This window comes from Clostridium sp. TF06-15AC, assembly GCF_003481165.1.
Classification (GTDB): Bacteria; Bacillota; Clostridia; order Lachnospirales; family Lachnospiraceae; genus Otoolea; species Otoolea fessa.
In genome coordinates this window covers 126,398-149,624 of record NZ_QUKS01000002.1, presented here as the reverse complement: position 1 = coordinate 149,624, position 23,227 = coordinate 126,398, and the positions used below count along the sequence as shown (strand labels likewise).

Annotated in this window: 31 protein-coding genes and 3 pseudogenes; 4 read left to right on the top strand and 30 right to left on the bottom strand. The window is 50.0% G+C overall.

The genetic code is table 11. The features are described 5' to 3' along the window. Positions 1–14: 14 nt before the first annotated feature. The 3 genes and pseudogenes from DXC57_RS05140 to DXC57_RS05130 form a co-directional block, all read right to left on the bottom strand. Positions 15–881: a VirB6/TrbL-like conjugal transfer protein, CD1112 family gene (locus DXC57_RS05140; protein ID WP_002304374.1), complete on the bottom strand. Its 867-nt coding sequence runs from the start codon at positions 879–881 to the stop codon at positions 15–17. Positions 882–906: 25 nt separating this feature from the next. Further along, positions 907–1,002 (bottom strand): annotated as a pseudogene (locus DXC57_RS15865) (Maff2 family protein); the annotation flags it as partial. 87 nt (positions 1,003–1,089) lie between these two features. Beyond that, positions 1,090–2,700 carry a recombinase family protein gene (locus DXC57_RS05130; RefSeq protein ID WP_118651451.1) on the bottom strand — a complete coding sequence of 537 codons (1,611 nt, stop codon included), beginning with the start codon at positions 2,698–2,700 and terminating at the stop codon, positions 1,090–1,092. Between the two features lie 237 nt (positions 2,701–2,937). On the opposite strand from DXC57_RS05130, the gene DXC57_RS05125 reads away from it, so the two are divergent. After that, the gene (locus DXC57_RS05125) at positions 2,938–3,288 is read left to right on the top strand and encodes a helix-turn-helix transcriptional regulator (RefSeq protein ID WP_118651449.1); all 351 of its coding nucleotides are present in this window, start codon (positions 2,938–2,940) and stop codon (positions 3,286–3,288) included. 59 nt (positions 3,289–3,347) lie between these two features. Here the strand turns inward: DXC57_RS05125 and DXC57_RS05120 are convergent, their stop codons facing one another. The 6 genes from DXC57_RS05120 to DXC57_RS05090 form a co-directional block, all read right to left on the bottom strand. Continuing rightward, complete coding sequence (locus DXC57_RS05120; RefSeq protein ID WP_118651447.1) at positions 3,348–3,545, bottom strand: transposon-encoded TnpW family protein; 198 nt, start codon at positions 3,543–3,545, stop codon at positions 3,348–3,350. Continuing rightward, on the bottom strand, positions 3,542–4,396 hold the full coding sequence (locus DXC57_RS05115) for an ATP-binding protein (RefSeq protein WP_118651445.1): 855 nt from the start codon (positions 4,394–4,396) through the stop codon (positions 3,542–3,544). Before DXC57_RS05115 ends, DXC57_RS05120 begins: the two co-directional genes overlap by 4 nt. Next, a complete protein-coding gene (locus DXC57_RS05110; protein WP_118651443.1) occupies positions 4,393–5,136 on the bottom strand; it encodes a phage replisome organizer N-terminal domain-containing protein in 744 nt (247 codons plus the stop codon). Before DXC57_RS05110 ends, DXC57_RS05115 begins: the two co-directional genes overlap by 4 nt. Beyond that, entirely contained in the window at positions 5,126–5,338 is a 213-nt protein-coding gene (locus DXC57_RS05105; protein ID WP_118651441.1) for a hypothetical protein, read from the bottom strand. Before DXC57_RS05105 ends, DXC57_RS05110 begins: the two co-directional genes overlap by 11 nt. A gap of 184 nt (positions 5,339–5,522) precedes the next feature. Continuing rightward, positions 5,523–7,145, bottom strand: coding sequence for a relaxase/mobilization nuclease domain-containing protein (locus tag DXC57_RS05095; RefSeq protein ID WP_118651439.1), 1,623 nt, complete (start codon positions 7,143–7,145; stop codon positions 5,523–5,525). After that, complete coding sequence (locus tag DXC57_RS05090) at positions 7,117–7,515, bottom strand: plasmid mobilization relaxosome protein MobC (RefSeq protein ID WP_118651437.1); 399 nt, start codon at positions 7,513–7,515, stop codon at positions 7,117–7,119. Before DXC57_RS05090 ends, DXC57_RS05095 begins: the two co-directional genes overlap by 29 nt. A gap of 73 nt (positions 7,516–7,588) precedes the next feature. On the opposite strand from DXC57_RS05090, the gene DXC57_RS15430 reads away from it, so the two are divergent. Further along, positions 7,589–7,942 (top strand): hypothetical protein, encoded by a 354-nt coding sequence (locus DXC57_RS15430; RefSeq protein ID WP_182457214.1) that lies wholly within the window; start codon positions 7,589–7,591, stop codon positions 7,940–7,942. Positions 7,943–8,044: 102 nt separating this feature from the next. Here DXC57_RS15430 and DXC57_RS05080 read toward each other — a convergent pair whose 3' ends face one another. The 14 genes and pseudogenes from DXC57_RS05080 to DXC57_RS05015 all read right to left on the bottom strand — a co-directional run bounded on the left by DXC57_RS05080 (position 8,045) and on the right by DXC57_RS05015 (position 15,384). Then, positions 8,045–8,470, bottom strand: a complete 426-nt coding sequence (locus DXC57_RS05080) for a hypothetical protein (protein WP_117823063.1) — start codon at positions 8,468–8,470, stop codon at positions 8,045–8,047. Between the two features lie 42 nt (positions 8,471–8,512). Beyond that, positions 8,513–8,710, bottom strand: coding sequence for a helix-turn-helix domain-containing protein (locus DXC57_RS05075; RefSeq protein WP_117465429.1), 198 nt, complete (start codon positions 8,708–8,710; stop codon positions 8,513–8,515). Continuing rightward, a complete protein-coding gene (locus DXC57_RS05070) occupies positions 8,688–9,188 on the bottom strand; it encodes a sigma factor-like helix-turn-helix DNA-binding protein (RefSeq protein WP_003533431.1) in 501 nt (166 codons plus the stop codon). Before DXC57_RS05070 ends, DXC57_RS05075 begins: the two co-directional genes overlap by 23 nt. Positions 9,189–9,304: 116 nt before the next feature. Next, positions 9,305–10,009, bottom strand: coding sequence for a zf-HC2 domain-containing protein (locus DXC57_RS05065; protein ID WP_005946129.1), 705 nt, complete (start codon positions 10,007–10,009; stop codon positions 9,305–9,307). Then, a complete protein-coding gene (locus tag DXC57_RS05060) occupies positions 10,002–10,514 on the bottom strand; it encodes an RNA polymerase sigma factor (RefSeq protein ID WP_118564522.1) in 513 nt (170 codons plus the stop codon). The genes DXC57_RS05065 and DXC57_RS05060 overlap by 8 nt, the downstream gene beginning before the upstream one ends. A gap of 257 nt (positions 10,515–10,771) precedes the next feature. Then, positions 10,772–10,900 (bottom strand): annotated as a pseudogene (locus tag DXC57_RS05055) (Maff2 family protein); the annotation flags it as partial. A gap of 83 nt (positions 10,901–10,983) precedes the next feature. Then, positions 10,984–11,376 (bottom strand): helix-turn-helix transcriptional regulator, encoded by a 393-nt coding sequence (locus DXC57_RS05050; RefSeq protein ID WP_002304334.1) that lies wholly within the window; start codon positions 11,374–11,376, stop codon positions 10,984–10,986. A gap of 5 nt (positions 11,377–11,381) precedes the next feature. Continuing rightward, the gene (locus DXC57_RS05045) at positions 11,382–11,702 is read right to left on the bottom strand and encodes a hypothetical protein (protein WP_002304332.1); all 321 of its coding nucleotides are present in this window, start codon (positions 11,700–11,702) and stop codon (positions 11,382–11,384) included. A 12-nt stretch (positions 11,703–11,714) separates the two neighbouring features. Next, positions 11,715–12,518, bottom strand: a pseudogene (locus DXC57_RS05040) (TraG/TraD/VirD4 family protein); the annotation flags it as partial. A gap of 84 nt (positions 12,519–12,602) precedes the next feature. Next, on the bottom strand, positions 12,603–12,968 hold the full coding sequence (locus DXC57_RS05035; RefSeq protein WP_097784680.1) for a hypothetical protein: 366 nt from the start codon (positions 12,966–12,968) through the stop codon (positions 12,603–12,605). Between the two features lie 77 nt (positions 12,969–13,045). After that, on the bottom strand, positions 13,046–13,240 hold the full coding sequence (locus tag DXC57_RS05030) for a transposon-encoded TnpW family protein (protein ID WP_097784681.1): 195 nt from the start codon (positions 13,238–13,240) through the stop codon (positions 13,046–13,048). 43 nt (positions 13,241–13,283) lie between these two features. Further along, complete coding sequence (locus DXC57_RS05025; protein ID WP_118012924.1) at positions 13,284–14,147, bottom strand: ATP-binding protein; 864 nt, start codon at positions 14,145–14,147, stop codon at positions 13,284–13,286. After that, the gene (locus DXC57_RS05020; protein WP_118651435.1) at positions 14,144–14,872 is read right to left on the bottom strand and encodes a phage replisome organizer N-terminal domain-containing protein; all 729 of its coding nucleotides are present in this window, start codon (positions 14,870–14,872) and stop codon (positions 14,144–14,146) included. Before DXC57_RS05020 ends, DXC57_RS05025 begins: the two co-directional genes overlap by 4 nt. 113 nt (positions 14,873–14,985) lie before the next feature. Beyond that, positions 14,986–15,384 (bottom strand): cysteine-rich VLP domain-containing protein, encoded by a 399-nt coding sequence (locus tag DXC57_RS05015; protein WP_118651433.1) that lies wholly within the window; start codon positions 15,382–15,384, stop codon positions 14,986–14,988. A 126-nt stretch (positions 15,385–15,510) separates the two neighbouring features. Between DXC57_RS05015 and DXC57_RS05010 the strand changes: the two genes are divergently transcribed. Together DXC57_RS05010 and DXC57_RS05005 are read left to right on the top strand one after the other, a co-directional pair. Next, positions 15,511–15,789, top strand: coding sequence for a type II toxin-antitoxin system RelB/DinJ family antitoxin (locus DXC57_RS05010; RefSeq protein ID WP_005924829.1), 279 nt, complete (start codon positions 15,511–15,513; stop codon positions 15,787–15,789). Further along, positions 15,786–16,076 carry a type II toxin-antitoxin system YafQ family toxin gene (locus tag DXC57_RS05005; protein ID WP_066085058.1) on the top strand — a complete coding sequence of 97 codons (291 nt, stop codon included), beginning with the start codon at positions 15,786–15,788 and terminating at the stop codon, positions 16,074–16,076. Before DXC57_RS05010 ends, DXC57_RS05005 begins: the two co-directional genes overlap by 4 nt. A gap of 107 nt (positions 16,077–16,183) precedes the next feature. Here the strand turns inward: DXC57_RS05005 and mobQ are convergent, their stop codons facing one another. The 7 genes from mobQ to DXC57_RS04970 form a co-directional block, all read right to left on the bottom strand. Beyond that, complete coding sequence (gene mobQ, locus DXC57_RS05000; protein WP_118651431.1) at positions 16,184–17,629, bottom strand: MobQ family relaxase; 1,446 nt, start codon at positions 17,627–17,629, stop codon at positions 16,184–16,186. Positions 17,630–17,816: 187 nt separating this feature from the next. After that, on the bottom strand, positions 17,817–18,107 hold the full coding sequence (locus tag DXC57_RS04995; RefSeq protein ID WP_110102431.1) for a DUF3847 domain-containing protein: 291 nt from the start codon (positions 18,105–18,107) through the stop codon (positions 17,817–17,819). Between the two features lie 28 nt (positions 18,108–18,135). After that, positions 18,136–18,597, bottom strand: a complete 462-nt coding sequence (locus DXC57_RS04990) for a sigma factor-like helix-turn-helix DNA-binding protein (RefSeq protein ID WP_118651429.1) — start codon at positions 18,595–18,597, stop codon at positions 18,136–18,138. 10 nt (positions 18,598–18,607) lie between these two features. Continuing rightward, complete coding sequence (locus tag DXC57_RS04985; RefSeq protein WP_117949870.1) at positions 18,608–19,060, bottom strand: RNA polymerase subunit sigma-24; 453 nt, start codon at positions 19,058–19,060, stop codon at positions 18,608–18,610. Positions 19,061–19,163: 103 nt separating this feature from the next. Further along, on the bottom strand, positions 19,164–19,577 hold the full coding sequence (locus tag DXC57_RS04980) for a sigma factor-like helix-turn-helix DNA-binding protein (protein WP_118651427.1): 414 nt from the start codon (positions 19,575–19,577) through the stop codon (positions 19,164–19,166). A gap of 591 nt (positions 19,578–20,168) precedes the next feature. Next, positions 20,169–22,508, bottom strand: a complete 2,340-nt coding sequence (locus DXC57_RS04975) for an FtsX-like permease family protein (RefSeq protein WP_118651425.1) — start codon at positions 22,506–22,508, stop codon at positions 20,169–20,171. Further along, positions 22,505–23,188, bottom strand: coding sequence for an ABC transporter ATP-binding protein (locus DXC57_RS04970; protein ID WP_118651423.1), 684 nt, complete (start codon positions 23,186–23,188; stop codon positions 22,505–22,507). The genes DXC57_RS04975 and DXC57_RS04970 overlap by 4 nt, the downstream gene beginning before the upstream one ends. Between the last annotated feature and the right edge of the window lie 39 nt (positions 23,189–23,227).

Genomic DNA, 23,227 nt, shown 5'->3' with positions numbered 1-23,227 from the left:
ATTTCCTCCTTCCCTTAGTGAGCGCTGAATACACCCTTCGCAAGCGAACCAGTCTTAAACAGGGTGAAGCACAAAAGGACGGTGTAGCCCATAACACCCCAGATAGAACCGATGATGTCATCACTGAATGCGATAGACTGAATCAGCACCGCATAAATGCCCACGCAGATCATAATCAGGAATCCCTGGAATCCGATTGCAAACAGCGAACGCAGATAATTCTGTCCGATATTGCTCTGTTCTCTGTTTCCAAAAGTGGAAAGCGGAATCGGGGCAAGGCTGACCATCAGATAAATTTCAATCATTCGACCGTAGACGATCACAAAGATGATGATTGCCAAAGCGGACATCGTGACCTGCACGATAAAGGATTGCAGGAACAAGCCGAGCAAAGGACCCAAATCCATTGCCATCAGCGTTTCTTCCATTGTTTCCAATGCCGAAGCATCTATGGCAGTATTTCCGGATATGATACCGGCGCTTGCGTTTATAACGTGCTGTGTCACATCAAACACAGCCATCGTGATATTGAATGTGTTTGTGATTAACATGACCGCAACAAAAGTCTTGAACACCCATTTGAAGAAGATCCAGGTTTCAAAATTTGCCAGATTGTTGTGGTCAATAATCATCTGAATTAGCTCATAACAGGCAATGAAGGTCAGAATCAAGCCTGCGATTGGGATAATCACTGACTCGGAGATGTTTCGTACCATGGCAAAGACACCCGGCGAAAAATTCGCCGGGGTCATGCCAACGGAGGTTGCTATCTCGCCAACCTGGTTGTTGACGGACTCAAACATCCCCGACAGATTTCCCATAATAGCTGAAACGAGCATTTCTTTCAGCCAGTCTGTGATCTGTTGGAGTATGCTGTCCAAAGGCGATTACCTCCTTGTTTTGTGATTAACCGAACAGTCCGGAGAGCAGAGGTACAAGGGTGGTGCCGATGAGGGCAACACCGCCGCCAGCCATGAGCTGCTTCATGCCCTGGGACTTTGCAGATGTGTGATAAAGAAGTAATAGAAGTGTAAAAAATTTTGCCGTTCCTATCCGGCACTTGCGCATTGTGTCGGATAGGTCGGGCGGTTATTCGGGCAAGTCCACCTTGCCAACAAAAGAATAATAAATCTCAATGTCCTGTCTGCGGGTCTTGTTTTCGTCATAGCTGCACTCATGCACAACGATTTTCTCTACAAACTCCCGCAGCAGAGTAGGGGTAAGTTCTTCAAAGCTGGTATGCCGCCGGACAACATTCATAAACTTTTCAGCGTTCACGGTGGCTTCCTGCGCTTTGGAAAGCTCCGCTTGGAGAGCGGCAACTCTTTCTTTCAGTTCTTTCTGCTCGGCTTCATAGTCTGCCGACAGTTCTGTGAAACGCTCGTCCGATATGCGCCCGGTCACGCTGTCCTCATACAGCCGCTTGAAGATAGCGGATAACTCGGCTATGCGTTTCTCGGCGGCTTCCAGCTCCTTTTTCTTGGCGGCGTTCCTGCGCTTGCCCCCGTCCTCGTTCTGCTCAATCAAGAGCTTCATAAACCGGGCTTCATGCTTTGCCGCATAGCTGGTCACTTTCCGCAGATTGGAGAGTACCCCGGCAGTCAAAAGGTCTGTACGGATAAAGTGCGCCGTACAGTCATGGGTACGCTTCTTGTAGCTGCCGCAGATATAACAGTCCTGCTTGCGCTTGTCCGTCTGGTATCGCTGCTGATACATCACGCTGCCGCAGTCGGCACAGAACAGCATGCCAGAGAACAAGCCCACTTCATCATAGCGGTTTGGGCGTTTACGCTGTTTGCGTAATTCCTGCACCCGTTCCCATGTCTGGGTGTCTATGATAGGCTCATGGTGGTTCTCAAAGACCGCCTGCTTATCCTCGTCATTGTAAATGATTTTGCTGCACTTGTAGGATTGCGTGGTAGTCTTGAAGTTTACCAGACAGCCCGTGTATTCCCGGTTTTCAAGGATATGCACAACGGTATTGGTCGCCCACTTGCACTCATAGCCGGGGTGGTAACGGTGGGTGTGTCCCGTCCTGCGGTATTCCAGCGTCCCCGGCGTGGGGATTTGCTGCTCCGTGAGCATACGGGCTATCTTGGTCGGACCGTTCCCGGCAAGGCAGAGATTGTATATCTGCCTGACTACGGGTGCGGCTTCCTCGTCAATGATGAAATTTTCGTCCTCGTCCATGAGGTAGCCATACACGGGCTTGCTCGTGATCGGCTTGCCGCTCATGCCTTTTGAGCGTTTTACCGCCCGTATTTTCTTACTCGTATCTCTCACCAGCCATTCGTTAAAAATATTCCGCAGAGGGGCAAAATCATTGTCGCCCTGTGCACTGTCCACTCCGTCGTTGATAGCGATGAAGCGGACGCCTTTCTGTGGGAAAATCATTTCCGTGTACATTCCCACTTGCAGGTAGTTTCGCCCTAACCTCGACATATCCTTTACGATAACTGTCCCGACTTTCCCGGCTTCAATGTCCGCAAGCATGGCTTGAAAACCGGGTCTTTGAAAGTTCGCACCAGAATAACCGTCGTCCGTGTACCAGCGCAGATTGGAAAAGCCGTTCTGCTTTGCATAGGTTTCAAGGATACGCTTCTGATTGGAAATGGAATTGCTCTCGCCTTGCAGCTCGTCCTCATGGGAAAGTCTTGGGTAAAGGGCGGTAATTGGTTGTTGGTTGGTCTGTCTTAACATAAAATCCTCCGTTTCCGACAGCCAGCCCCACTATTCCGTACCTTGATTGTACCACATGGGGCGGCTGTCTGTATAGCGGCAAAAGCGTCAAATCTGCTTCTTTATGGTCGGTAAAAAGACGATTTTCTGTGTGTGGCTTGTCGTGCAACCTGTTTGCAACTTATTTTTGCGCAATAGTTGGTAGAAGCAACCTATTCTTTTTGCTAAAATATAGCCATAAGAAAGGAGATGGTGTATATGAAGATTTCAGCAATTACAAGCACTATCGCAATATTTTTTTCACTTCTCATTCTCGTAGCCTTTGTAACGCTGATTGTTCTTATTATCCGGGCACTTTTGAAATACTTAAAATCAAAAGAAGTCCGAGATGAGAAAAAGGTTATTAAAAGGTCATTAGGTGAAGCTCTAAAATTTCATCGTACCCGGTGCAAAATGACGCAAGAGTTTGTCGCTGAAACGATTGGTGTTAGTCGTCAAGCTGTGTCAAAGTGGGAGAAAGGAGATTCTGACCCCAGCACATCTAATCTATTTGCACTCGCAAAATTATACGGGATTTCTGTTGAAGAACTTTTAAAGGAAGTAGAGTAATCACTACTTTTGGAAAAGCGGTCATGCTTCCCGGCGTGACCGCTTTTCCATGTCATCACTTATGCGCTGAATGGTGGCGTATGTCCGGCAGCAGCTTCCGCTTCCAGCACTTTCATCATCTTGTCGGCTGCGGTGTCGGTTGCGCCCTGCTTGAAGAAGCCGGAAACGGTAAGGACGGAGTTGCCCATGCGGATTTCCGTCACACAGTCCGGGCGGCGGTCTGTTTTGATAGTGCTTGTCTGTTTGGTTTCTGTCATAGGCTCTCCTTTCGCTGCTTCATCAGTTGCTTTAATCGTTCCAGCTTTTCCTGTGCGGTTTCCTTTCGGAAGTTGCTGCCCGTGAAGCGGACAGGGGCACACATGGAAGTCAGCCTGTCATAGATGCGGGCGTGGGGCGTGTCCTGCGGGTGCTGCAATTCCTCCAGCGTGAGGTTGGTCGTGGCGATCAGCGGCTTGCCGCTTCGGTAACGGCTGTCAATCACGCTGTAAACCTGTTCCAGCCCGTATTCTGTCCCTCGCTCCATACCGAAATCATCAAGTATCAGCAGGGGGTAGCTGCAAAGGCGGGAAATATATTCGTTCCTGCCCTCAAAGCTGGCGGCAAGGTCATTGAGTATCGTTGCAAAGTTTGTCATGCGAACGGCAACCTCTTTTTCCATAAGGGCGTTGGCGATACAGGCGGCAAGGTAGCTTTTTCCTGTCCCCACACCGCCCCAGAACAGGTAGCCGATATTTTCAGCCTGCATGGTTTCCCAGCTATCCACATAAAAGCGGGCGGTTTCGGTCTGTGGGTTTCTGCCGTTGTCATGCTCAAATGTCCAGTTCCGCATAGCGGGGTCGGTAAAGCCCCGGCGTTTCAAGTCCTCCACTGTTTCAAGGTGCTGCTGTCGGCTTTCGGCGGCTTGCTGCTTTTCACGGGCTGCCCGCTGGCAGTCGCAGTCTGTTGGGTGGCGGTCACGCCCGAAACAAATCTTTCCCTCTGCAAAGTAGGCTTCTTTGGGCGTATGGCACTTGCCGCAGTATAAAAGCCCGTCCTCGCCTGTGTAGTCCTCCGCTTCGGCGGTAGTGGTTGTAATGTCCGTAATCATAGCTTCAATCTCGTTTTTCATAAGCTCTCGCCCTCCTTGCATGAATAATCGGGTATGCCCTGTTTCGGGGCAGCCTTGCCTTTGGCAGCGTCCTCCTGCGCCCACTTGTAAATGGTGGCTGCATGGCTGTGGTACTGCTTCCCGGTAGAAGCGATATGGCAGGAAAGCCTGTCAATATAATACTCCCACTTGTCGGGCAGCTCTGTTTTCAGCCCGGAAAGCTCTGTATCGGTCAGTGTCACATTGTTGTATCTGCCATAAGCAGCGGGGGCGGGGTGTCCCGTTTCTCCCTCTCTCTCTTTTTCTATCTCTTTCTCTAACTCTATCTCTATCTCTGGTGGACGAATGTCGGACAAATGTCCGCCTTTTGTCCGGGGCGGTAAAAGTGCCTTGTTTTCCAGCCTTGCAGCCCGTTTCCTCTCGGCTTCGGTAGAGGACTGTCCTATCATCAGCTCAATGTCGGTCATATAGAAAGCCCCGCTGTCAAGCTGCTCCACAAGCCCCAACTGCCGGAAAATCTCTAAAGCCCTCTCAACCGTCCCTATCTGGTGGCGGGTCAGTGTCGCTATCATCTGTGCTGTGTAGGGGATATGCTCGTCAAGCTGCAACTTCCCGCCGTTTTTCAGCGATTTTAAGTACAGCTTCAAGAGGATATTGGAATATAAAATCCCGTCTTTCATATCTTCCAGCAGCACAATGGAGTCGCTGTCAAAAAAGTTCTCTTTCAGCTTGAGGTAGTAATACTTGCGGTTATCTGCCATTGTCCCTGTCCTCCTTTTTCCGGCGTTTGGAGTAGTAGCGGGGGCAGAGTATGATAACCGCCCGGAAGCTCTGCTTGCAGCTATGTGTACAGCCCCGGCAGAGGTCGTTGTATGTGATACGGTTGCAGGTGGTATTCCCGACTTTCACTTGCCGCAGGAAAAAAGACCATTCCAGCCGCCGTTTCTTGCTCATTCTTGGCATGGGTGCGCTCCTTTCTGCCGTTTCCGCTGGTGTGGCGGTATCGGCGGTAATTCTGTATCATCTCGGTATCATTTTCGGGGTTTTTCTGCCCTGTAAGCCCGTTAAAAAATCCTTTGGTATTGCGGATAGGGTACGGGGTAGCCCCCTTGTTCTGTATGGGTTCGGGTACATTTTGGGGTGGTTTTTATCGCTCCTGTTCCTGCCTTTTCACAGGCTTGCGCTCCCGGCGTAAAATCTGGTCGATATTGCCCTTGACAGTCTGTAAGCGGCGGTATTCCTCCCGTTTTGCCCGGTAATCGTTGTAGCCGCTGTTTTTCTCTTTGATAAGGGCTTCAATCTCTGCTTGCAGGGCTTTATAGCTTGGCAGCTTGGAAATACCGTTCTCTTTGAAATAATGGGCGGCTGCGTCTGCTATGATAAAGTCGCTTTCATGCTTCTGTCGGTAGGCTGCTTTTGCTTTGGCGTTTTTCTGCTGTTTCAGCCCGTCCCGGACAGGGCGGGTCTTGGAATAGACAAGCACCTGCCGTTGCAGCTCCTTTTTCCCGTTCAGCGTCTTTTCCACCTGCTTCAGCTCCGTGAGGCTTTCCTGCATGGAGGTATAGGCGGCAGAACAGGCTTCGTCCAGTTCCTCCGGGGAAGAAAAGCCGTACTGCTGATAGGCGGTAACGGTAGCCGCCATTTGCTTTAGGTTGTGCTTTGCCGCCCAGCGGTCATAGCCCACGCCCTTGCCCTCGGCTCGCTTGGCTTCCCGGTCAACCATGCGCTGCAAGGTGTTGTCTGCCGGGGTGGTTTTTGCGGCTTTTTCCTCCCGCAAGCGTCCCTTTTGGGTGTGGGGGTATTCGGGTATGGCTTTGGTCTGCTCGGCGGCTTTGTGGGCGTTCTGCGTGAGCAGGGCAAGGACAGCAGCCTTGTCAAAATCGTCCCCCAGCTTTCGGGCTGTGATAGGCTTTGTCCTGTCCGGCGTGAGGTAGGAAAGCCGCCCCCGGCTCTCCTTGACGGTCACACCCTCCCGCAGCAAAAGGGAAGAAAACTCGTCAAAGCTGCCAGCTTGGGAAAGTGCCTGCCGTATCGTCCGGCGCAGCTTCGCCTTGTCCGTTTCAAACTTGGTGGGCTTAGTCGGCTGTCCTGCGGCTTCTCTGACAGCGTTCTCTTTATCAAGGGCAAGCTGCCCTTTCTTTGCCGCCCAGTATTCCCGTTCGGTTATCCGTTCCTTGCTGCCGTTCAAGAGGTCAATTTGGTAAAGTCCCTCCCGGTGGCACATCTCCATGACTTCACTCTTGAAATATTCCATAGCGGCGTTGGTGCAACGGTGCTTGCAGCCCTCCCGTGTGTCGGCTGGTCTGTCCATGTAGGGCAGAAGCGGGACTTCATAAATCCGCAGGGAGTTGATGACGATATGCACATGGATATTGCCGCTGTGGTTATGCCCGTCCGGGTGGGTGCAGACTAAGGCTTGGTGTCCGGGGAAATGCTCTTTGCAGAACTGCTCGCCCAGCTCCTGCGCCCGGTCTACGGTCAAGCCGTTGTCTGTCCCGTCCCGTGGGTCAAAGCTGATGATATAGTGGTGGCTTTTCACATCTTCCCGTTTTTGGTTTTTCTCATAGCGGAGATTGGCTCGCATACAGGCAACAGCGAAATCCTCGCCCCCGCAGTTGAGGGAAGAAATGCGGTAATCCTCCCTCGGTATCAGCCGCCCGTTTTCATCAAGGGTGGGCTTCATGGTAAACTCGTCATGCTCAAATGTGAGGTAGGCTTCTGCTGCGCCATAGTCGGCATTTTTAGAGCTGATATGTTTGAATGTTGCCAACAGCGTCACCCACTTTCTGCAAGACTTCAAACTTTAGGGCAGCAAGGTCGGAAACCGCCGCCCGTACCTCCCCGGCAAGCTGCGGGTAGGGGCTGTGCCACTCGTTCAGCGTCCGGGCTATCTGGTTTAAGTTGCCGCCGATCCTGCCGTATTCGGCGGTCAGCTTCCCGACAGCGGCAAGCAGCTCGTCGTTGACGGGGGAAACGGTTATGATAGGGCGTATGGCTGCCCCGGTTATGGCTTGCCGGATAAACTCGGCTTGGCTCATGTTGCAGGCAGAAAGCCTTTCCGCAAACTCGGCGTATTCTTCCTCGGTCATGCGTGTCTTGACTACCCGGTTGCGGTGCGGCGTGTTGTATCGTTTTCGCATGGTAAAACCTCCTTTCTGTGCGTGGTGTCCTCTCACTAATAGGAGAAAAACGGGGTGTGAAGCGGAACTGTTTTTGAAAAATCCGAAAAAATATTTTGATGGATTTTTAAGCGGCGCAAGCCGCATAAGCAGGGTTTGGGGAAGGCACTCCCCAACAAGATTCCCGCAGGGGCAAAATGAGCGAAAAGCGAATTTTGGTACTGCGGTAGAATCTTGCTCTAAAAAACTACCGCTTTCCTCGGCGGCTCTGGTTTGCGGATATACTGGCTTGCTCCACCAATATAGCGATTGCGGCGGCGTGTTCTGCCCGCTGTTCACCACTACAACGGTGAAAAGGGGGCGTTTTGGCAAACGCACGGAAATTTTTTTGTTTTCCCTATCTGCTCCCTACAACAATCCGGTGGTGTGGTTTGCCAAAGATTTTTGAAAATGGGCGCAAAAAAAGCAGTAAACCTTTTCAAGATTTACTGCTTATCTGCCGCTGTGATGGGCGGCGGTATTAAATTGTCAGCCGTTTTTCAAATGGAATTTATCTGCAATCGCTTTCTTTCCGCTTTCCAATTCCTTTTCTGTAATCTTCCATAATCCTAACGCAATGATCTGCTATCTTTTGCATTCCGAGATCTTCAAAAAAGGCAATTTGTATTTTCATCAGTTCTTCACAAACAGTCAACTTCTGCTCATCCATATTGCTAATAGCAAGCCATGGGAACGCTTTATATTTCTTAGTGTCCCCAATGAGAAAATTGTACCCTATCAACTCATTTTCACGGAAAACGAAATAGAATTGTGGGCCTGAACCTGGAACTGACTTTTCCATAATTTGCTGCATTGTTCTCACGCCGCCGTATGCCGGAAAAAAACCTATTCGCTCAAGAGCATTTAATATGTCAATCCTTTTATCTGTGGGTATGTCTCTATAATTGATAATCTGTTCCATTTGCTCTACCCTCATTGAAGTTTAATTTGTCAGGCTCTAATTATACAACTTTTCTGTTTAGCGGTCAAAGCGGAACTTCAACAGGCTTTCTATCAGTTGCCTGACGATATGCTCCTGCACATCCGTGTTAATCTGTCCGTCCATTTTCGCACAAGAGCGGACATATCCCGCATAATGGGATAGGACGGCGGCAACAGCTTCCGGGTCGCCCTCGCTTGCCTTAACGATTGTCTCATAGGGAAGTATCTGGCTCATAGGACAAACCCTCCAACTCTGCCCGTAGCCGCCGTAAAATCATCTGAATACGCCGCCCGGTTGTGTTGCCAGCCCGTCCATATCTCCGTCCAATCTCCCTATGCGTCAATCGTTGGAAGTAGTACAAGAAAATGATTTCCTGTTCCATCTGTGATAGTGCGGACAGGGCTGCGGCAAGCTCTGGACTTTCCAAAAGCACCATCTGACCACAGACGAAAAGCGGATAGCTGGTCATGCCGGATTGCTCCGCAAAGTATTTATCTGTGGTACTGAATGGATAGTGTTTTTCTTCTATCAGATATTCAAGCGAGATTTCCCGCTTGCGGCGGCTCCGTATGCTCCGGGCTGCGTCTATGGCAGCGTGGCGAATAACAGTCTTGCAAAAGGCATCGTGTGTATGCCGGATATGTTCTTGATACTTTTCGTGTTCGGTCATGGAAAATCCCCCTTTCTGAATAATGGCAGAGGGCGGCAGCATCTTGTGCTGTCGCCCTCTTGATTACCGAACAGCAAAGACGGGCGGGGCTGTCAACGGCGGCGCATTTGCGCCGTTCATCTTGACCGTTGACAGGCTCGGCTGGGTTTGCTATCTGCTCACGGCAATTCACTCTCATTGATAGGAATTGCCTCAAGTTCCGTATTCAAATTGTTCCAATAAGAGCCGATATCCGCACTTGTGAAATACTTAAAACCGCCTGCTGCTGACTTCAATTCGCCGTTTTTAACCCCATAGCAGGCGTAAATCAAATCGTAGCTTGTTCCATCTGAGAGGTTAAATCTAAAGCTGGTCACATCTGCTCCGGCAGTTTCCTCAGTCGTTTTGTCTTTTAGGGATAAGCCCTTGAACTTATCATACAGGGTCTTTATATCATTTTCAGCAACAACTACTTTCTTTTCTGCTGATGCAGGCACTCCGTCATAGTGGTACATTTCAACGTTTTCGACATCTTCAACCTCAAATGGGAAGTCGATTTTGACAGGCTCATAAGCAATGTTTATAGGTAACAGAAAGAGAGCTGTAAAAATTGCAATGATACAAAGAGCGATGGAAACGAGAACAGCAATCGTTATCTTTTTTCTGCCTCTCTGCTTTTCTTTTGCCTCATGGCGCATAATAACGCTTTCGCTTTCTTCGTGAAGAACATCTTCGCTCGTGTGAGAAAGCAATTTCTGATAAATTGCGTTACAGTCAGCACAGGCGTTCAAATGCTCTTTTACCATCTCTGCGCTTGCTTCGCTGCAAGCACCGTCAACATACAGCGGAAGAATATCTCGAACAATATCGCATTGTTTACTCATGCTTTTCATCCATCCTTTCTTGAATTTTTAGCTTTGCACGATGATAAGTAACTCTCGCCCATGATTCTGTTTTTCCAAAAATTGCAGCGATTTGTGAAAAAGATAGTTCCCCGAATACGCGAAGCTGAAAGACTTCTTTGTATGGTTCTTCGAAACGGTGAAGAACGAGGTGTATGCGGAACGCCATGTCAGAATCTGCAACTGAGTTCTCAACATTTTCATTTGATGGCAAGTCATTGATTTCACTCACATCAGCTACTCGCTGACGGCTTCGCATTTCATCATGGTAAAGGTTTTTTGCTATGGAGCAGAGCCATGTCAATTCATCTGACTTACCTTTGAATTGTGATGTTGTAGAAACAGCCTTATAGAATGTGTTCTGCGTGATTTCCTCTGCTATCTCACGATTTTTGGCAAGAGAAATAGTATACGAGTATACCTGTAAATAGTAGGCTTTATAGAGCTTTTCATAGTCCATACTTGTCATCACCTCCTTCAGCTTCATAGGTTAGACGGAGAAATCGGAATTTCGTTACAAAGAAGTTTGAAATTTTTATACCTTTACGCTACTCTTGCTTTGTGCGGACTATTGGTAGACGCGCATTAACGGCAAGTAAAGAGATTGCTGTGTCAGCTTGATATGTTCAAATGCTAATTAAGTATAGCATACAGCTATAAATTTTTCTATTGCGTTCCCCTGACTTCGGAATAGTGGCAGGGCTGGCTATCCTTGTTTTGCTTTGTGCTTCTCTACCGTACATGAGCATTTGCGCCGGGGTTATCGTTGCCGTAGCCCTCAAGCAGATTGATTGCACCCCAGATGCCAAGACCTGCGCCCAGAGCGATAACGAGAGTCTGAAGAACGGTTACTGCGCTATTGAAAAATGCCATAATATTTTCCTCCTAAAATTTGAAATTGTTTTGAGAATAGAAAAAGCCCTCCGTACTACCGGCATCAAAACCGGACGGAAGGCTTAGTTTACGAGAATCTTTTCAAGGAACTCCTCGACGGTTATCACGCCAAGTTTCTGTTCCATTCTGCTTCTTGCATATTCAGTTTCACAATCATATATATCACCACCACCTTTCATAAGAAACAGCCAATACATTGACTGCAACAAATCTTCACGAGAAGCACAGATTGTCGGTGAAAAAACGACAGGTGAAACCTTCAGAACCTCTGCGAGTTTCGCTGTGGTTTCTGCATTAGGGGTTCGAGCGTTTTTCTCATACTGAGCAATACGGACATCCGCTGTTTTCTCGGAATACCCCATCAGGAGTCCAAGCTCTTTCTGGGTAAGGCGGCGAAATCGTCTAACGAACTTCAATCGCTGCCCAATAGAGGTATCCGTGATCCACCAAGTCATTTTTTTTACACCTCGCTTTCTGCAAATTCTCGATATACAACCTCATTTTTTGCTCTGCGCTTGCCTACGGCTTCACTGGGAGCAAGGTCAGGGTAGGTTGCCTGCACTTTCTGTCTGCTTCTGCGGACAGTTTCAAACCCCGGAAAGCTGCGTCTATCCAGTTCCTTCAAAAACACAGGAACCGTCATGGCATGAATGTCGATGCCACGCAGACCGGAATAGTGTTCCAGTACCATCAGGTACAAATGATTGTCGGTATTTCTTGCCTTGTGGTCGTGTTCCAAGATGTTCTTAACCAGGGCAGATACCGTTTTCAGATTTTCCAAACAGAAACCTCCTTAATCCGCATCGACTACCACAAACTCATCACCTGCCTTGAGCTTCAACCTTCGACTCAGAAACTGCTCAATGTTGAACTCATTTCTCTTATCAAAGTCTGATGTGTACTTATAATTGGGGTGCTGCGTCAGATCGTACTTGTCAGAAAGAAACGGTCTGACACCACGCAACTGCAAAATACACTTGCTGCCATCCAGAACCGCAAGCTCATCTACGCTCGCAAGGTCTTTGCCTAACTTCTGATAATTCAAGCCGTAAGACGGGCTGTTACCTCTGGTGTTGGAGGTGTTGTAGGTGTCGATAGTTTCTTTTCCCAATGCCTGATTCAGTTCTTTGAGCGTGGTTGGCTCAGAACCACCCAGGAAAATTCGGGAATCCATGTTGCCGATGATGGTATCGGCATTGTCTTTATAAATGGCTTTCAGCTGTGATTGTGCCTGGAGAACAAGGCAAGCCGATATTTCACGGCTTCGGATTGTCGCTACCAGTTTTTCCAGATTGGGAATCTGACCGATGTTTGCCATCTCATCAATCAAGCAGCGCACATGAACCGGCAGTCTGCCGCCGTACACATCATCTGCTTTCTCGCACAACAAGTTGAACAGCTGTGTGTAAATCATGGAGATCAAAAAATTAAACGTCGCATCCGTATCTGACATAATCAGAAAGAGCGCCGTTTTCTTATCTCCGAGAGTATCCAACTGCAACTCGTCATAGGCAGTCACATCTCTGACCTCCTGAATATCAAAAGGAGCCAGACGAGCGCCGCAGGAAATCAAAATCGACTTAGCGGTCTTGCCAGAGACAAATTGTCAAGGACTTTTTAATCAAATTCACAAAAAAGGTGCCAGAAGCACCGTATGGCTCCTGACACCTCGTTTGATAGATTACATTTTTCTGTTCAGCAGGTCTTTGCAGAGATACGCATAGTCTGGCAGCTGGTTGATATATGGCTCCCAGCGCCGCTTGATTTCGGCCAATTCCAGCGGATCGGCTGCTTCCAGTGCATGATCGTTGCCCGTCATATACAAAACATCCGTAGCAACATCATCCAAACACCTGCTGCAAAGATCGGCGGCTGATTCGATTCTGATACCGGTATCCACATAGACTGGATTGACGCCAATCGTCAGCCAGACATAGCCTACCTTGTCCGACCAGAGCAGTTCAAAATCAGGGCTTTGCCGCAGATGTTCCGCAAAGACCTCCTTTACTCGTTCAATTTCATGCTTCTCTTTTTCTGTGTAAAGCATTTTCGTGTCCTCCTTGACAAAAATTTTGGTGCGTACCATCATCAGTTTAGCACAAGGCGGCTTCGTTTATCAGTCTGTCACATTTGCTGAATTTCATTTTTGAGCATACGCTTGATTTTATCGCTCATGGTTTCTGTGCTGGTATTGCTGAAATGGACATGAACCTTGTAGGTTGTCTTTCCGATTTTCTTTACCATCGCCGGCGTGTTTTCCGGCGCTCTGGACGCAGTAGCGGCGTCTGACACCTGCATAGTACAGGGTTCTTTGTTCATGGCGCTCCTTTCTCCGAACGGGTCTGTGCCGCCCGGTAAAAAATCAATCGTGCTTACTGTTTACAATGTCTTTTGCTGCCTGTCGGGTAGCACCGGCATTTTCTTCCCGGAAATTCTTCCCGTCAAAGAGAATCGGCGCACACCGTTCCAGAATACGGTCATAGATACGGGCGTGAGCCAGATCAGGCGGGTTTTTCAACTCGGACAGTTTCAAGTTTGTTGTGATAATCATGGGTCTGCGGCTGCGATAGCGGCTGTCGATGACGAAAAACATCTGCTCCATAGCATATTCTGTACTGCGCTCTACACCCAGATCGTCAATGATAAGCAGGTCATATTCGTCAAAGCTGGCGATAAAGTCGGCCCTGTCCTCGGAAAACATGCCCGTCAGACGGTTCAGGATGGTGGGAAAGTTCGTCATCAGCACCGGCACATCCCGGTCAAGCAGGGCGTTGGCGATACAACCGGCGAAAAAGGACTTGCCGGTTCCCACATCCCCAAACAGAAGCAGGCCGGTGTTGTTCCTGTATGCCTCCTTCCAGTTCTCCACGTAGGCGCGGGCCTTGTCCATCAGAGGATTTTGGCCGTTGTCGTTGGCAAAGGTGTAGTCGTACAGATAACGGTCTTGCAAACCCTGTGCCTTTCGGCGTTTGATACGCTCCATGCGGCGCTGCCGTTCTTCAGCAGCCTTGCGCTGCTCCTCAGCCTCCCGCTGGCACTGGCAGATGCAGCGCGGCATAAAGTAGCCGGATTTCCCGAAGCATGGCACAACAGTCTGCCTCTGGCCGCCGCATTTCTTACAGTGGATGAGACCGTCTGCCGGGTCTATGTACTCGTCCCCGGCCAGTTCCACACCGGCGGCTGCCTTGTCGATCAGCGCCCGGATTTCTGCGGTAATCTCAATCATACGGTTTCATCCTCCTTTACGCTGTAATCCCGGTTGCGAGAGGGCGGGGCTGCTTTCTTCGCGTCCTCACCGGCCCAGCGCCGGATGGTCGCTGCATGGCTCTGATAACGCTTGCCGGTAGAAGCCATGTACTCGGACAGTTTTTCGATGTACTGGCCCCATACAGTGGGAAGGCTGGCCTGCAAGTCTGCCATTTCCTCGTCCGTCAGGAAAACATTCTGGTAACGGCCATAGGCGCGGGCGGAGCGTCCCTTCTCTATCTCTCTCTTTATCTCTATCTCTTTCTCTAACTCTATCTCTGGTGGACGAATGTCGGACAAATGTCCGCCGTTTGTCCGGGGCGCAGAAAGAGCCTTATTTTGAAGCCTTGCAGCCCGCTTTCGCTCGGCCTCGGTAGAGGACTGGCCTATTAAAAGTTCGATGTTGCTCATGTAGAATGTGCCGCTCTCCAGCACTTCCACAAGACCCAGCTTCAAAAAGATCTGCAAGGCTCTCTCCACAGTGCCGATCTGCTGGCGGGTAATGGTGGCGATCATCTGCGCCGTGTAAGGAATGTCCTCGTCAAGCTGGAGCCGCCCGCCATGTTTCAGCGATTTCAGATACAGCTTGAGCAGAATGTTGGAATACAGCACACCATCCTGCATACTTTCCAGCAGCACGATGGAATCATCGTCAAAATAGTTTTCTTTGAGTTTCAGGTAATAATATTTTCGATTGTCTGACATAGGGTTCCTCCTTGGGGTTTCTCTTGGGATTCTGTACGCATTTTAAGGCCGTTTTATGGGTCTGAGGATAAATCTATCAGCCTGCCTTTGACACCCGCGAAAAAAGCCTTGATTTACAAGGGTTTTTCAGCCCCTAAAGCGTGACATTTCTCCCGTTGTTTTCGCTTGCGCTTTGCGGCGTTGATTCGCTTCATGCGTGCGGCACATTCCGGGCAGTATTTGGCCCGGTTAGAACCGGGGGTAAACAGCGCCCCACATACGGCGCATTTCTTAGCATTCAGCCGGTGGAACAGCGCCGTTTCCAGTTCCTTATCCTGCGGCAATACCGCCGCCCGAAACCACCTGCACAACAGGGAGTAGGAAATAGACTGGACACAGACACATTCCTCCCCATCGTCCAGGGCGATACAGTTGCCGCCGATGTAGTTACAGCACTCATGCACCAGCCTCCGCACTCTGCGGTACTGGCGGTAATCCATGACGGGGATAGGTTCAGTCTTGTTGTTCTTCATAAATGATTTCTTTCATAAAGCAGGTATCCTCCTTGAATGAATTTATTATTAAATATTCGTGCAAAGTATTGTTTTCTTCGTGCAAATGGCATATACTATAATTGCCAGCAGAAAGGGGTTGATCGTATGGCTGGAAATACCACAAACATCAGTATCCGCATGGACGCAGATTTGAAAGCGCAAGCGGACGCACTGTTTACTGAACTTGGCATGAACCTGACTACGGCGTTTAACATCTTTGTGCGCCAGTCGCTTCGTGAAGGCGGCATTCCCTTTGAAGTAAGGCTGGAACAGCCGAACAAAGAAACGGTTGCTGCCATGCTGGAAGCGGAAAGGATTGCAAAAGACCCGTCTGTAAAGGGCTACAATGACCTTGACGAGTTGTTTGCTGACCTGAAAAGATGAAAGAAACCAAATATACCGTCAAGTACACGACCAGTTTCAAAAAGGACTACAAACGAGCCATCAAGCGTGGCTTGAAAATCGAGGTGCTGGAGCAGGTCGTAGCGTTGCTGGCGATGGGCGAGCCGCTGCCGGATAAGAACCGTGACCATGACCTGTCCGGCGATTGGGCAGGCCATCGGGAATGTCACATTCTCCCGGACTGGCTACTTGTCTACCGCATAGAAGATGATGTTCTGGTGCTGACGCTGGCCCGCACCGGCACACACAGCGACTTGTTCGGCAAATAAACAGTCTGCCGCCGTATGGGGAAACCTGTACGGCGGTTTTTCTGTATGCAAAGGTATGTCGTGAAACGCGACGCACTTGACAAGGGTACGCCAAAACGCGATAGCCTTTACCGCTCCGGCCCACGGTCGTGAGACTTGTCCCTTTCCTGTCGGGACAGATGCTCGGCGGTTTTGCGGAGCCGTTCCACTGCTTTCAAATCCTCCCGCATGGATTTCATGGCAAGCGTGTCCGTCTGCTTTCCAGCGGCCAGCTGGTCAATTTCCCGCTGCCATGCCTTCGGGGTGATTGCCTCGCCGCTGTCTTTCAGTTCTTTCAGATACCGGGCCGCTGCGTCATACAGAATCAGTTCCCGACTGTGGCGCTGTTCAAACTGTTCCCGTTTTTCCGGCTTTACTTTGGCAAGCTGCTTGTGGATGGACTTGTACTGGTTGTACTGTTCCCACATCTCCCCGCGCTCGGTAAGGGTGGCGATCCGGCGCTCGGCCTTGACGATTTTTCCCCGCAGGTCATAGTAGCGGGTGTTCATATCTGCTATTTTTTCATGGAGCTGCTGCATGGACTGGATGCCGTTTGCCTGCAAAAAGCTGAACAGGGCGGCGCTCTCCTGCAAAGCTCGGATTTTGCCGGTGCGGGTGTCAGGCTGCTTGAGCTGCTGTTGGGCCTCCCACAAGTCAATCATGCTGGGCTGCTGGCCCTCCGGCTTTTCGGCTTCGGCCTTAGACCAGTTGTAAAGGCGGGTAATGCGGGCCTTGATTTCCTTGAGCAGCTTGTTGTCGGCGGCGATCTGCCGGTTTACTTCGCTCTTGTCGGTGCGGATGCCGCGCTTTTCCATTTGGCTGGCGGCTGGCCCCAGATGGACAGAGGGAATCTTATCAATGCCCTGCCGCTTGTAGCTGCGATGGTCAATGCGTTCCGGTCTGTCGGCAGATTCCAGCGCCCGATTGGTGTAGGCCGCCCACGCTGCCCGCCAAATCTCCACATTTCCTTTATCGTTCCAATCGGTTGTATCCTCACGATGATTTTTCCAGCCGCCTTTCCCATCCGGGATACGCTGTCCATTCTCGTCCAGATCGTATGCCTTGCGGCACTTTGCGCCCCACTGCCCATTTTCTTTCAGAGGCCGGAGCGTCAGCATGATATGGACATGAGGGTTGCCGGTTCCCTTGTCATGGATAGCAAAGTCGGCGCACATTCCTTTGTCTACAAAGTTGTCCTTCACATAGGCGCGCACAAGGGCAAGCTGCTGTTCACCGGACAGTTCACGGGGCAGGGCTGCTTCGATCTCGCGGGCAAGCTGGCTGTCCCTGGCTTTCTCGATCTGCTCCACACTGTTCCAAATGGTGGAGCGGTCTGCAAATTCCGGCGGGGCGTGGGCGGGCAGCATGATCTCCGCATGGACAACGCCGCCCTTGCGGGTGTAATCGTGGGTAAGGCCGTCCCATTCATTCGTCAGCTTTGTTCCGCTGCGGTAGGCGGCTGCGGCAACAGCGGAACGGCCTGCGCTGCGCTTGATAATACTGACGGGGATATGACAGAAATCTATGGGTGGCACCTCCTTTCGGTAAGGGGTATTCAGGCTCCGTGGAGCCGGACAGACGCGAAGCGGGTGTCTGGCTGCGCGGGGCGCACAAGGGGTTTGGGGAGTGTAGCGCCCCATCGCGCTCGGAGAGCGCAACAGCCCCCGGCAGGGCGCACGACACCGGCAACGGTGTATAAGTGCGCCCTTGTAAACAAGGGACTTACGGCTTGTCCCCGGATTTCGGCAGTTTTGCGGCCAGTTCTTCCGCCCCCGGAAGATGGGACAGGGCAATCAGGAACGCTTTGACCTCTACGCCGGGAAGGTCGGGGGCCAGAGGGAAAATGCCCTCCAAAACGGCCCCACGCTCAATCAGGCGGCGGGTGCGAACCCTGCGTTCTTCGTTCCGCTGCTTGTTCTCCAAAATCTTCTTTCGGTTTTCAAGCTGCCGAATCTCCTTCAGGACTTTCTCCCGTTCTTCTTTTTGGGGGTGGGCTGTAATTTTTTCGTTCATGTCAGGCACCTCTTTTCTTTGAAAATACTCATAGATTGACCGTCCATTTCTGTCGAGCAAAGTACCGGCGCAGCCTCCGCAGTGCGGCATGGATGGATTTTCCCGCCTGTGATGGCGTGATACCCTCCATTGCGGCAATATCTTTCACTTTCATACCCAGCATATAGCGGGCGTGGACACGGCGAGCCTGCATAGGCGGTAGGGAAGAAATGGCTTCATACAATCGCCGTATCAGTTCTTCGTATTCGGCTAATTCTTCTTTTTCTATCAGGTAGTCCTCCGGCGATGGCTGCGCCCAGCCGATGGCGGCATTTTCGATTCCATCGTTACAATCGAGGGAATAAAACGCCTTATACCGGAACATCCTGCGATCTCTGGTGGCCTCGGCTCTCTTGTCCAGAAGAAACGTTTCGACGATCTCATCGGACACCTCCACAAAAATGTCCTCTTTGCAAAATGGATAATATTGTTTGAGATTGATGGTCTGCATAGGCACGCCCTCACTCTGTTTGAAAAAGGTCATCATAGCAGCGGCGCATATTCCGCAGCCCCCGGTGGATGGCAACGCTGACCTTGCTGCTGTGGACGCCCTCTATCCGAGAGATTTCCGGCTGCTTGATACCAGCAATGTAGTAGGCGTGAACACGGCGGGCCTGTGTCGGAGTGGCATGAGCCAGAGCCACCGGCAGAGCTGCAATCAGGTATAGGCGGGTGGTCATTTCTTCTCGTTCCAGCAAAATATCTTCCGGCGATCTGCTGTGTTCCAGTGCGTAATTTTCCAGCCAGCTGTATGCGTCCAGAGAGTAGTAGGCGCGGTGGTAGACTTTCCGACGCTCATAGTTCTCCATCTCCCGCTTGGCCTGATACATCGCTGCCCATACCTCGTCCGTAACATCCACAAACTCGTCATGCCGGTAGTGGGGATACATCCACCGCAGATTGATTGTTTTCATAGGCTTACCTCCTGAAAATCGGAGAGGCGGACAGCTCGTCCGCTGTCCGCCCCTCGCTGAGATAAGGGAAATAATCCCTTTCACTTGGTAGCCAGAAAACAGGTCATTCGTTAAGCCTGTTCTCAAAGAAATTTATAAATTTTTTTCTGACCGCCTCCACACTTTGATAAACAGCCACTTTGGAGCAGCCGCACAGCACACCGATCTCTGCAAGGCTCAGCCCGTCAAGCGCATAGAGCAGGAACCGGCGGCGCTGGGCCTCAGTACAGGTGTCCAGAACAGCCATCAGCTCATGCAGCGTTTCCATGTGGCAAAGATATTCTTCCGGCGTTTCTCCGTAGGCTCCTACGCCTTCGGTGGTAATGATGTACTCGTCAAACTCCCGGCCATCCCAATGCCGCCGCTGCTCATGGAACAGGTTCTCCGTTTTGTGATCGGCCCGGTCAAGAAATTCATAGACTTCCAGCGTGACCTCCACGGTCACAGCTTGTCCGTTATAATTGATGGTAACTTCCATCTGCCTTTCCTCCATTCAGATTTTTTGGTAAATCTGAATGAGGCGGCGGGGAGTGGCACCGGGGATAAAGTTCGGGCCATGCTGACCCGATGTTCCGGCTCCATAGGGACAAAAAAGCGCCCGGACGGCATAAAGCCATACGAGCGTCGCGGAATATATTTTGCTGTTTAGTTACATGGTATAGTACATACTTCTGACCGCATTGCTCCGCTGCTGGGAACAGGCTTTTTTTAGCTGGTGCAGATCATGGATACTGCGAAAAAGAGAAAAGGACACGGCAAAATAACCTCCAATCGGCTACCGTGTCCCTGCAAGTCGTCATTGGTTTGTGTAGACGCAAAGAAACGGCGGCTCTGAAAATCAAAGCCGCCGTTTCATAGGCGCGTGGAAATGTGTCTGCTGTACGACGGCTTTTTTTCTTTTGCCGTCGTCCGGCAGAAACACTTTTATTTGTTCTCAGTTTAGAAAATCAACCTTACTTCTAAATGACTTCCAGCTTACTCATGTGTAAGGCAAATCAAAAAGGCTGTCCTACCAGTTTTGGCGGGACAGCCTTTCAGATTTATGATGGTGTTAAGTTTTCCGTTTGTTTTACTGTGAACTGATATTTTCCACAATCGACATAGCGTGTAATCTTCTTGCTGGGCCTCGTACAGCCAGCGCCGTGGTTGCGAGAATCACGCCTACGATCAAGCACAATTCCAGCCACGGAACACTCCAGGGATTTCCGAATGTGCGAGTGATAAGGCTGGAGTACAGGAACCAATGAAACAACAATCCGAAAATACATCCCAATATGACACCACTTATGGCATACGAGGCAGCTTCCGCAGAAATCATGCGTGTAAGCTGTTGATTACTCATGCCAATGGCACGCATTACTCCATATTGACGAGTTCGGGCGGAAACTCCCATGCTGATGGTATTCATAATATGGAAAATCGTAATGGCTACAATGATTGACAGAAAACCATATACCAATGTTGCAAAAGCATAATAAAGGCCACGTTGTTGCTGTGCTTGGATTAAGACATCAGTGAAAGTGACTCCATCACCGAACAATGCTTCAACCTCGGCAACATCTTCTTCATCAGAACCAAAGCGGAACTGGACATCCAGGATAGTATATCCAGTCTCACCCGTCAGCTGCGAAAAAGTTTCCTCGGAGCAGATCAGTGTTTCCGTTCCCTCTGCACGAGCCAATAGGCTGTCAGACAAAACACCCCCTACCGTAACTGTTTGATCCTTCCCGTTTATTGTCAGTGTAATGGTATCTCCCACCTGCACTTCTGTTCCTGTGTTTGCCACAAACAAGACCTGTCCCGGCGTGTTCGTTACAGTATCTATAGAACCTGCAATTAGTTGATCTTGCGCCCAGCGGAACTGATTTTCTTCATAAGAGATTAGATTGCTGTTATGGATTGCGCCGCTAATTTGGGCAGGAACATCATAAGCAAACATTCTGCCAAACACTCGACTGACAGCGGAATTTTGCACTACGGCATCCCTTCGATCCGCCGGAATGGAACAAGTATTTGTGTCACTGACAATGGAAAGCTCGGGCGACCATTCTTTCGGCATAAATGCGTTTTCCATAAAGGGAACCAGCGTACAGAACCCTAAAAACAAGGTGATGCAGATTGCAAATGCACCTGTCATCAGAATATAGCTGCGCCGTTTGGCCTTGGCATGATGAATACCAAGTGCTACCTCTACATGCCACCGCCGAGTGTTTGCCGCATGGCGGAACGAGGATTCCTGCTGTGTATTGCCTGTGACAGCCTCCAATGGAGAAAACTTTGCTGCCATTTTTGCGGGGGTCCGAGCCGCCAATAGAACGGTAATAAGTCCCAATACAATGCTCACACCAATGCTTAGCCAGCTAATGCCAAAGATAGGCATATAACCAAACCATACAGTGCTGAGCTGCCGCATGACTGCACACAGTCCCCAAACCACCACGATACTTAACCCGATACCAATGGGTATGGCGGTAATGCACCACTGTAAAGCCTCACGGCGCACAAAGCGCAATACTTGGCGACGAGTGGCTCCCAAACAGCGCAGTAAACCGAAAAACTCCATGCGCTGGCTGACATTACTATTCAAACTACTGGAAATCATCATAACACAAGTTCCCATTACCACCAAAGAAAGCAGAAATGCCATTGTGTATATCTGCGACATATTGGAACCCGGCAGCTGCCCGAGCATACTGAGCAGTTCTTCATTTTGGGTGATTTGTGCATCAGATATGCCGTTTTGCTGCTGAATATCAGCAATACTGGAACCAACATTAGTGAGCAGCGAGAACCGAACGACATACTGCCAGTTGCCGCTTAGATCCGCAGTTTGAATGCTTGACAGCCCTTCAGGTGTCAAAAGGATTGCACTGGCACTTCCCGAGATCATATTGGCGGCATCATCCTCCATAATTCCCGTAATCGCCAGTTGCATTGTACTCCCATCAGGAGAGTTCAAAGTAAGAGTATCTCCCAACGAAATTCCTGCTGTTTGTGCTAATGTAGATGAAACAGCTACCTGTCCAGCTATCTCAGGGAACTCACCTGAAAGGACAGAACCTAAATAAATTTCAGAAAATATTGTCTCGTCCATCCCTGCAACAGAAACGGGCTGATCTGACACTGTGCAGCCGATTTCTGTGGGAATGTTGCCTTGCCAGCCAGACAAGTCTATTTCAGGGCGGGCAGCAATATATTCGGATGTTTTTTCGTCAATAGCTGTGATTTTACAATGCCAATCTCCAGTTTGATGCCGGGTTTCATCCGTCATGCTTTTCAAATACATATCGGCCAGTCCAAACATGACTGCAACCAGGAAAACCGCCAGCACAATGCAAATGCGTGTCATGCGGCTTTGCCTGCGGTGAACCTTGTTGGAGATAGAAACCAAGTCGAGGTAGTGTTTCATTTCCGGCTCGCCCCCAACTCCTTCAGCACACCATCAGACATATTGAAAATTCGGTCTGCCGCACTTGCATGATTTTTGTTGTGGGTAATCATCAAAATGGTTTGCTGGTACTTGGCCGACATGGTTTGCAGGAGAGCCAAGACTTCCTGACTATTTTTACTGTCCAGATTTCCGGTCGGCTCGTCCGCCAAAACCAGTGCAGGTCGTGTAACCAAAGCCCTGCCGATAGCGACACGCTGTTGCTGGCCACCGGAGAGCTGACTGGGAAGATGATGACGGCGTTCGGTCAGTCCCAAAACATTCAGCAGCTCGTTGACAAACCTCTGGTCTGGCCGCTTGTAGTCAAGCAGCAACGGAAAAGTGATGTTCTGTTCTACATTCAGTTCCGGGATCAGATTAAATGACTGAAAGATAAAACCGATGTGTTGCCGCCGGAACACGGTCAGTTTTTTCTCCGGCATTGAGAAAATATCCTGACCGTCGATCCACACCTTGCCGGAAGTGGCTTTGTCCAGAGCACCCACAACATTCAGCAACGTACTTTTGCCGGAGCCGGATTCACCAATAATGGCAATAAATTCACCTTTGCGAACCGAAAATGTTGCATGAAGCAACGCTTGAACCGCTGCTTCACCTCTTCCATAGGTTTTGCACAAGTCCTGTACTTCAAGAATATTCATACGCAGTACCTCCTTATGGTCACATCATACCCCCTTCGG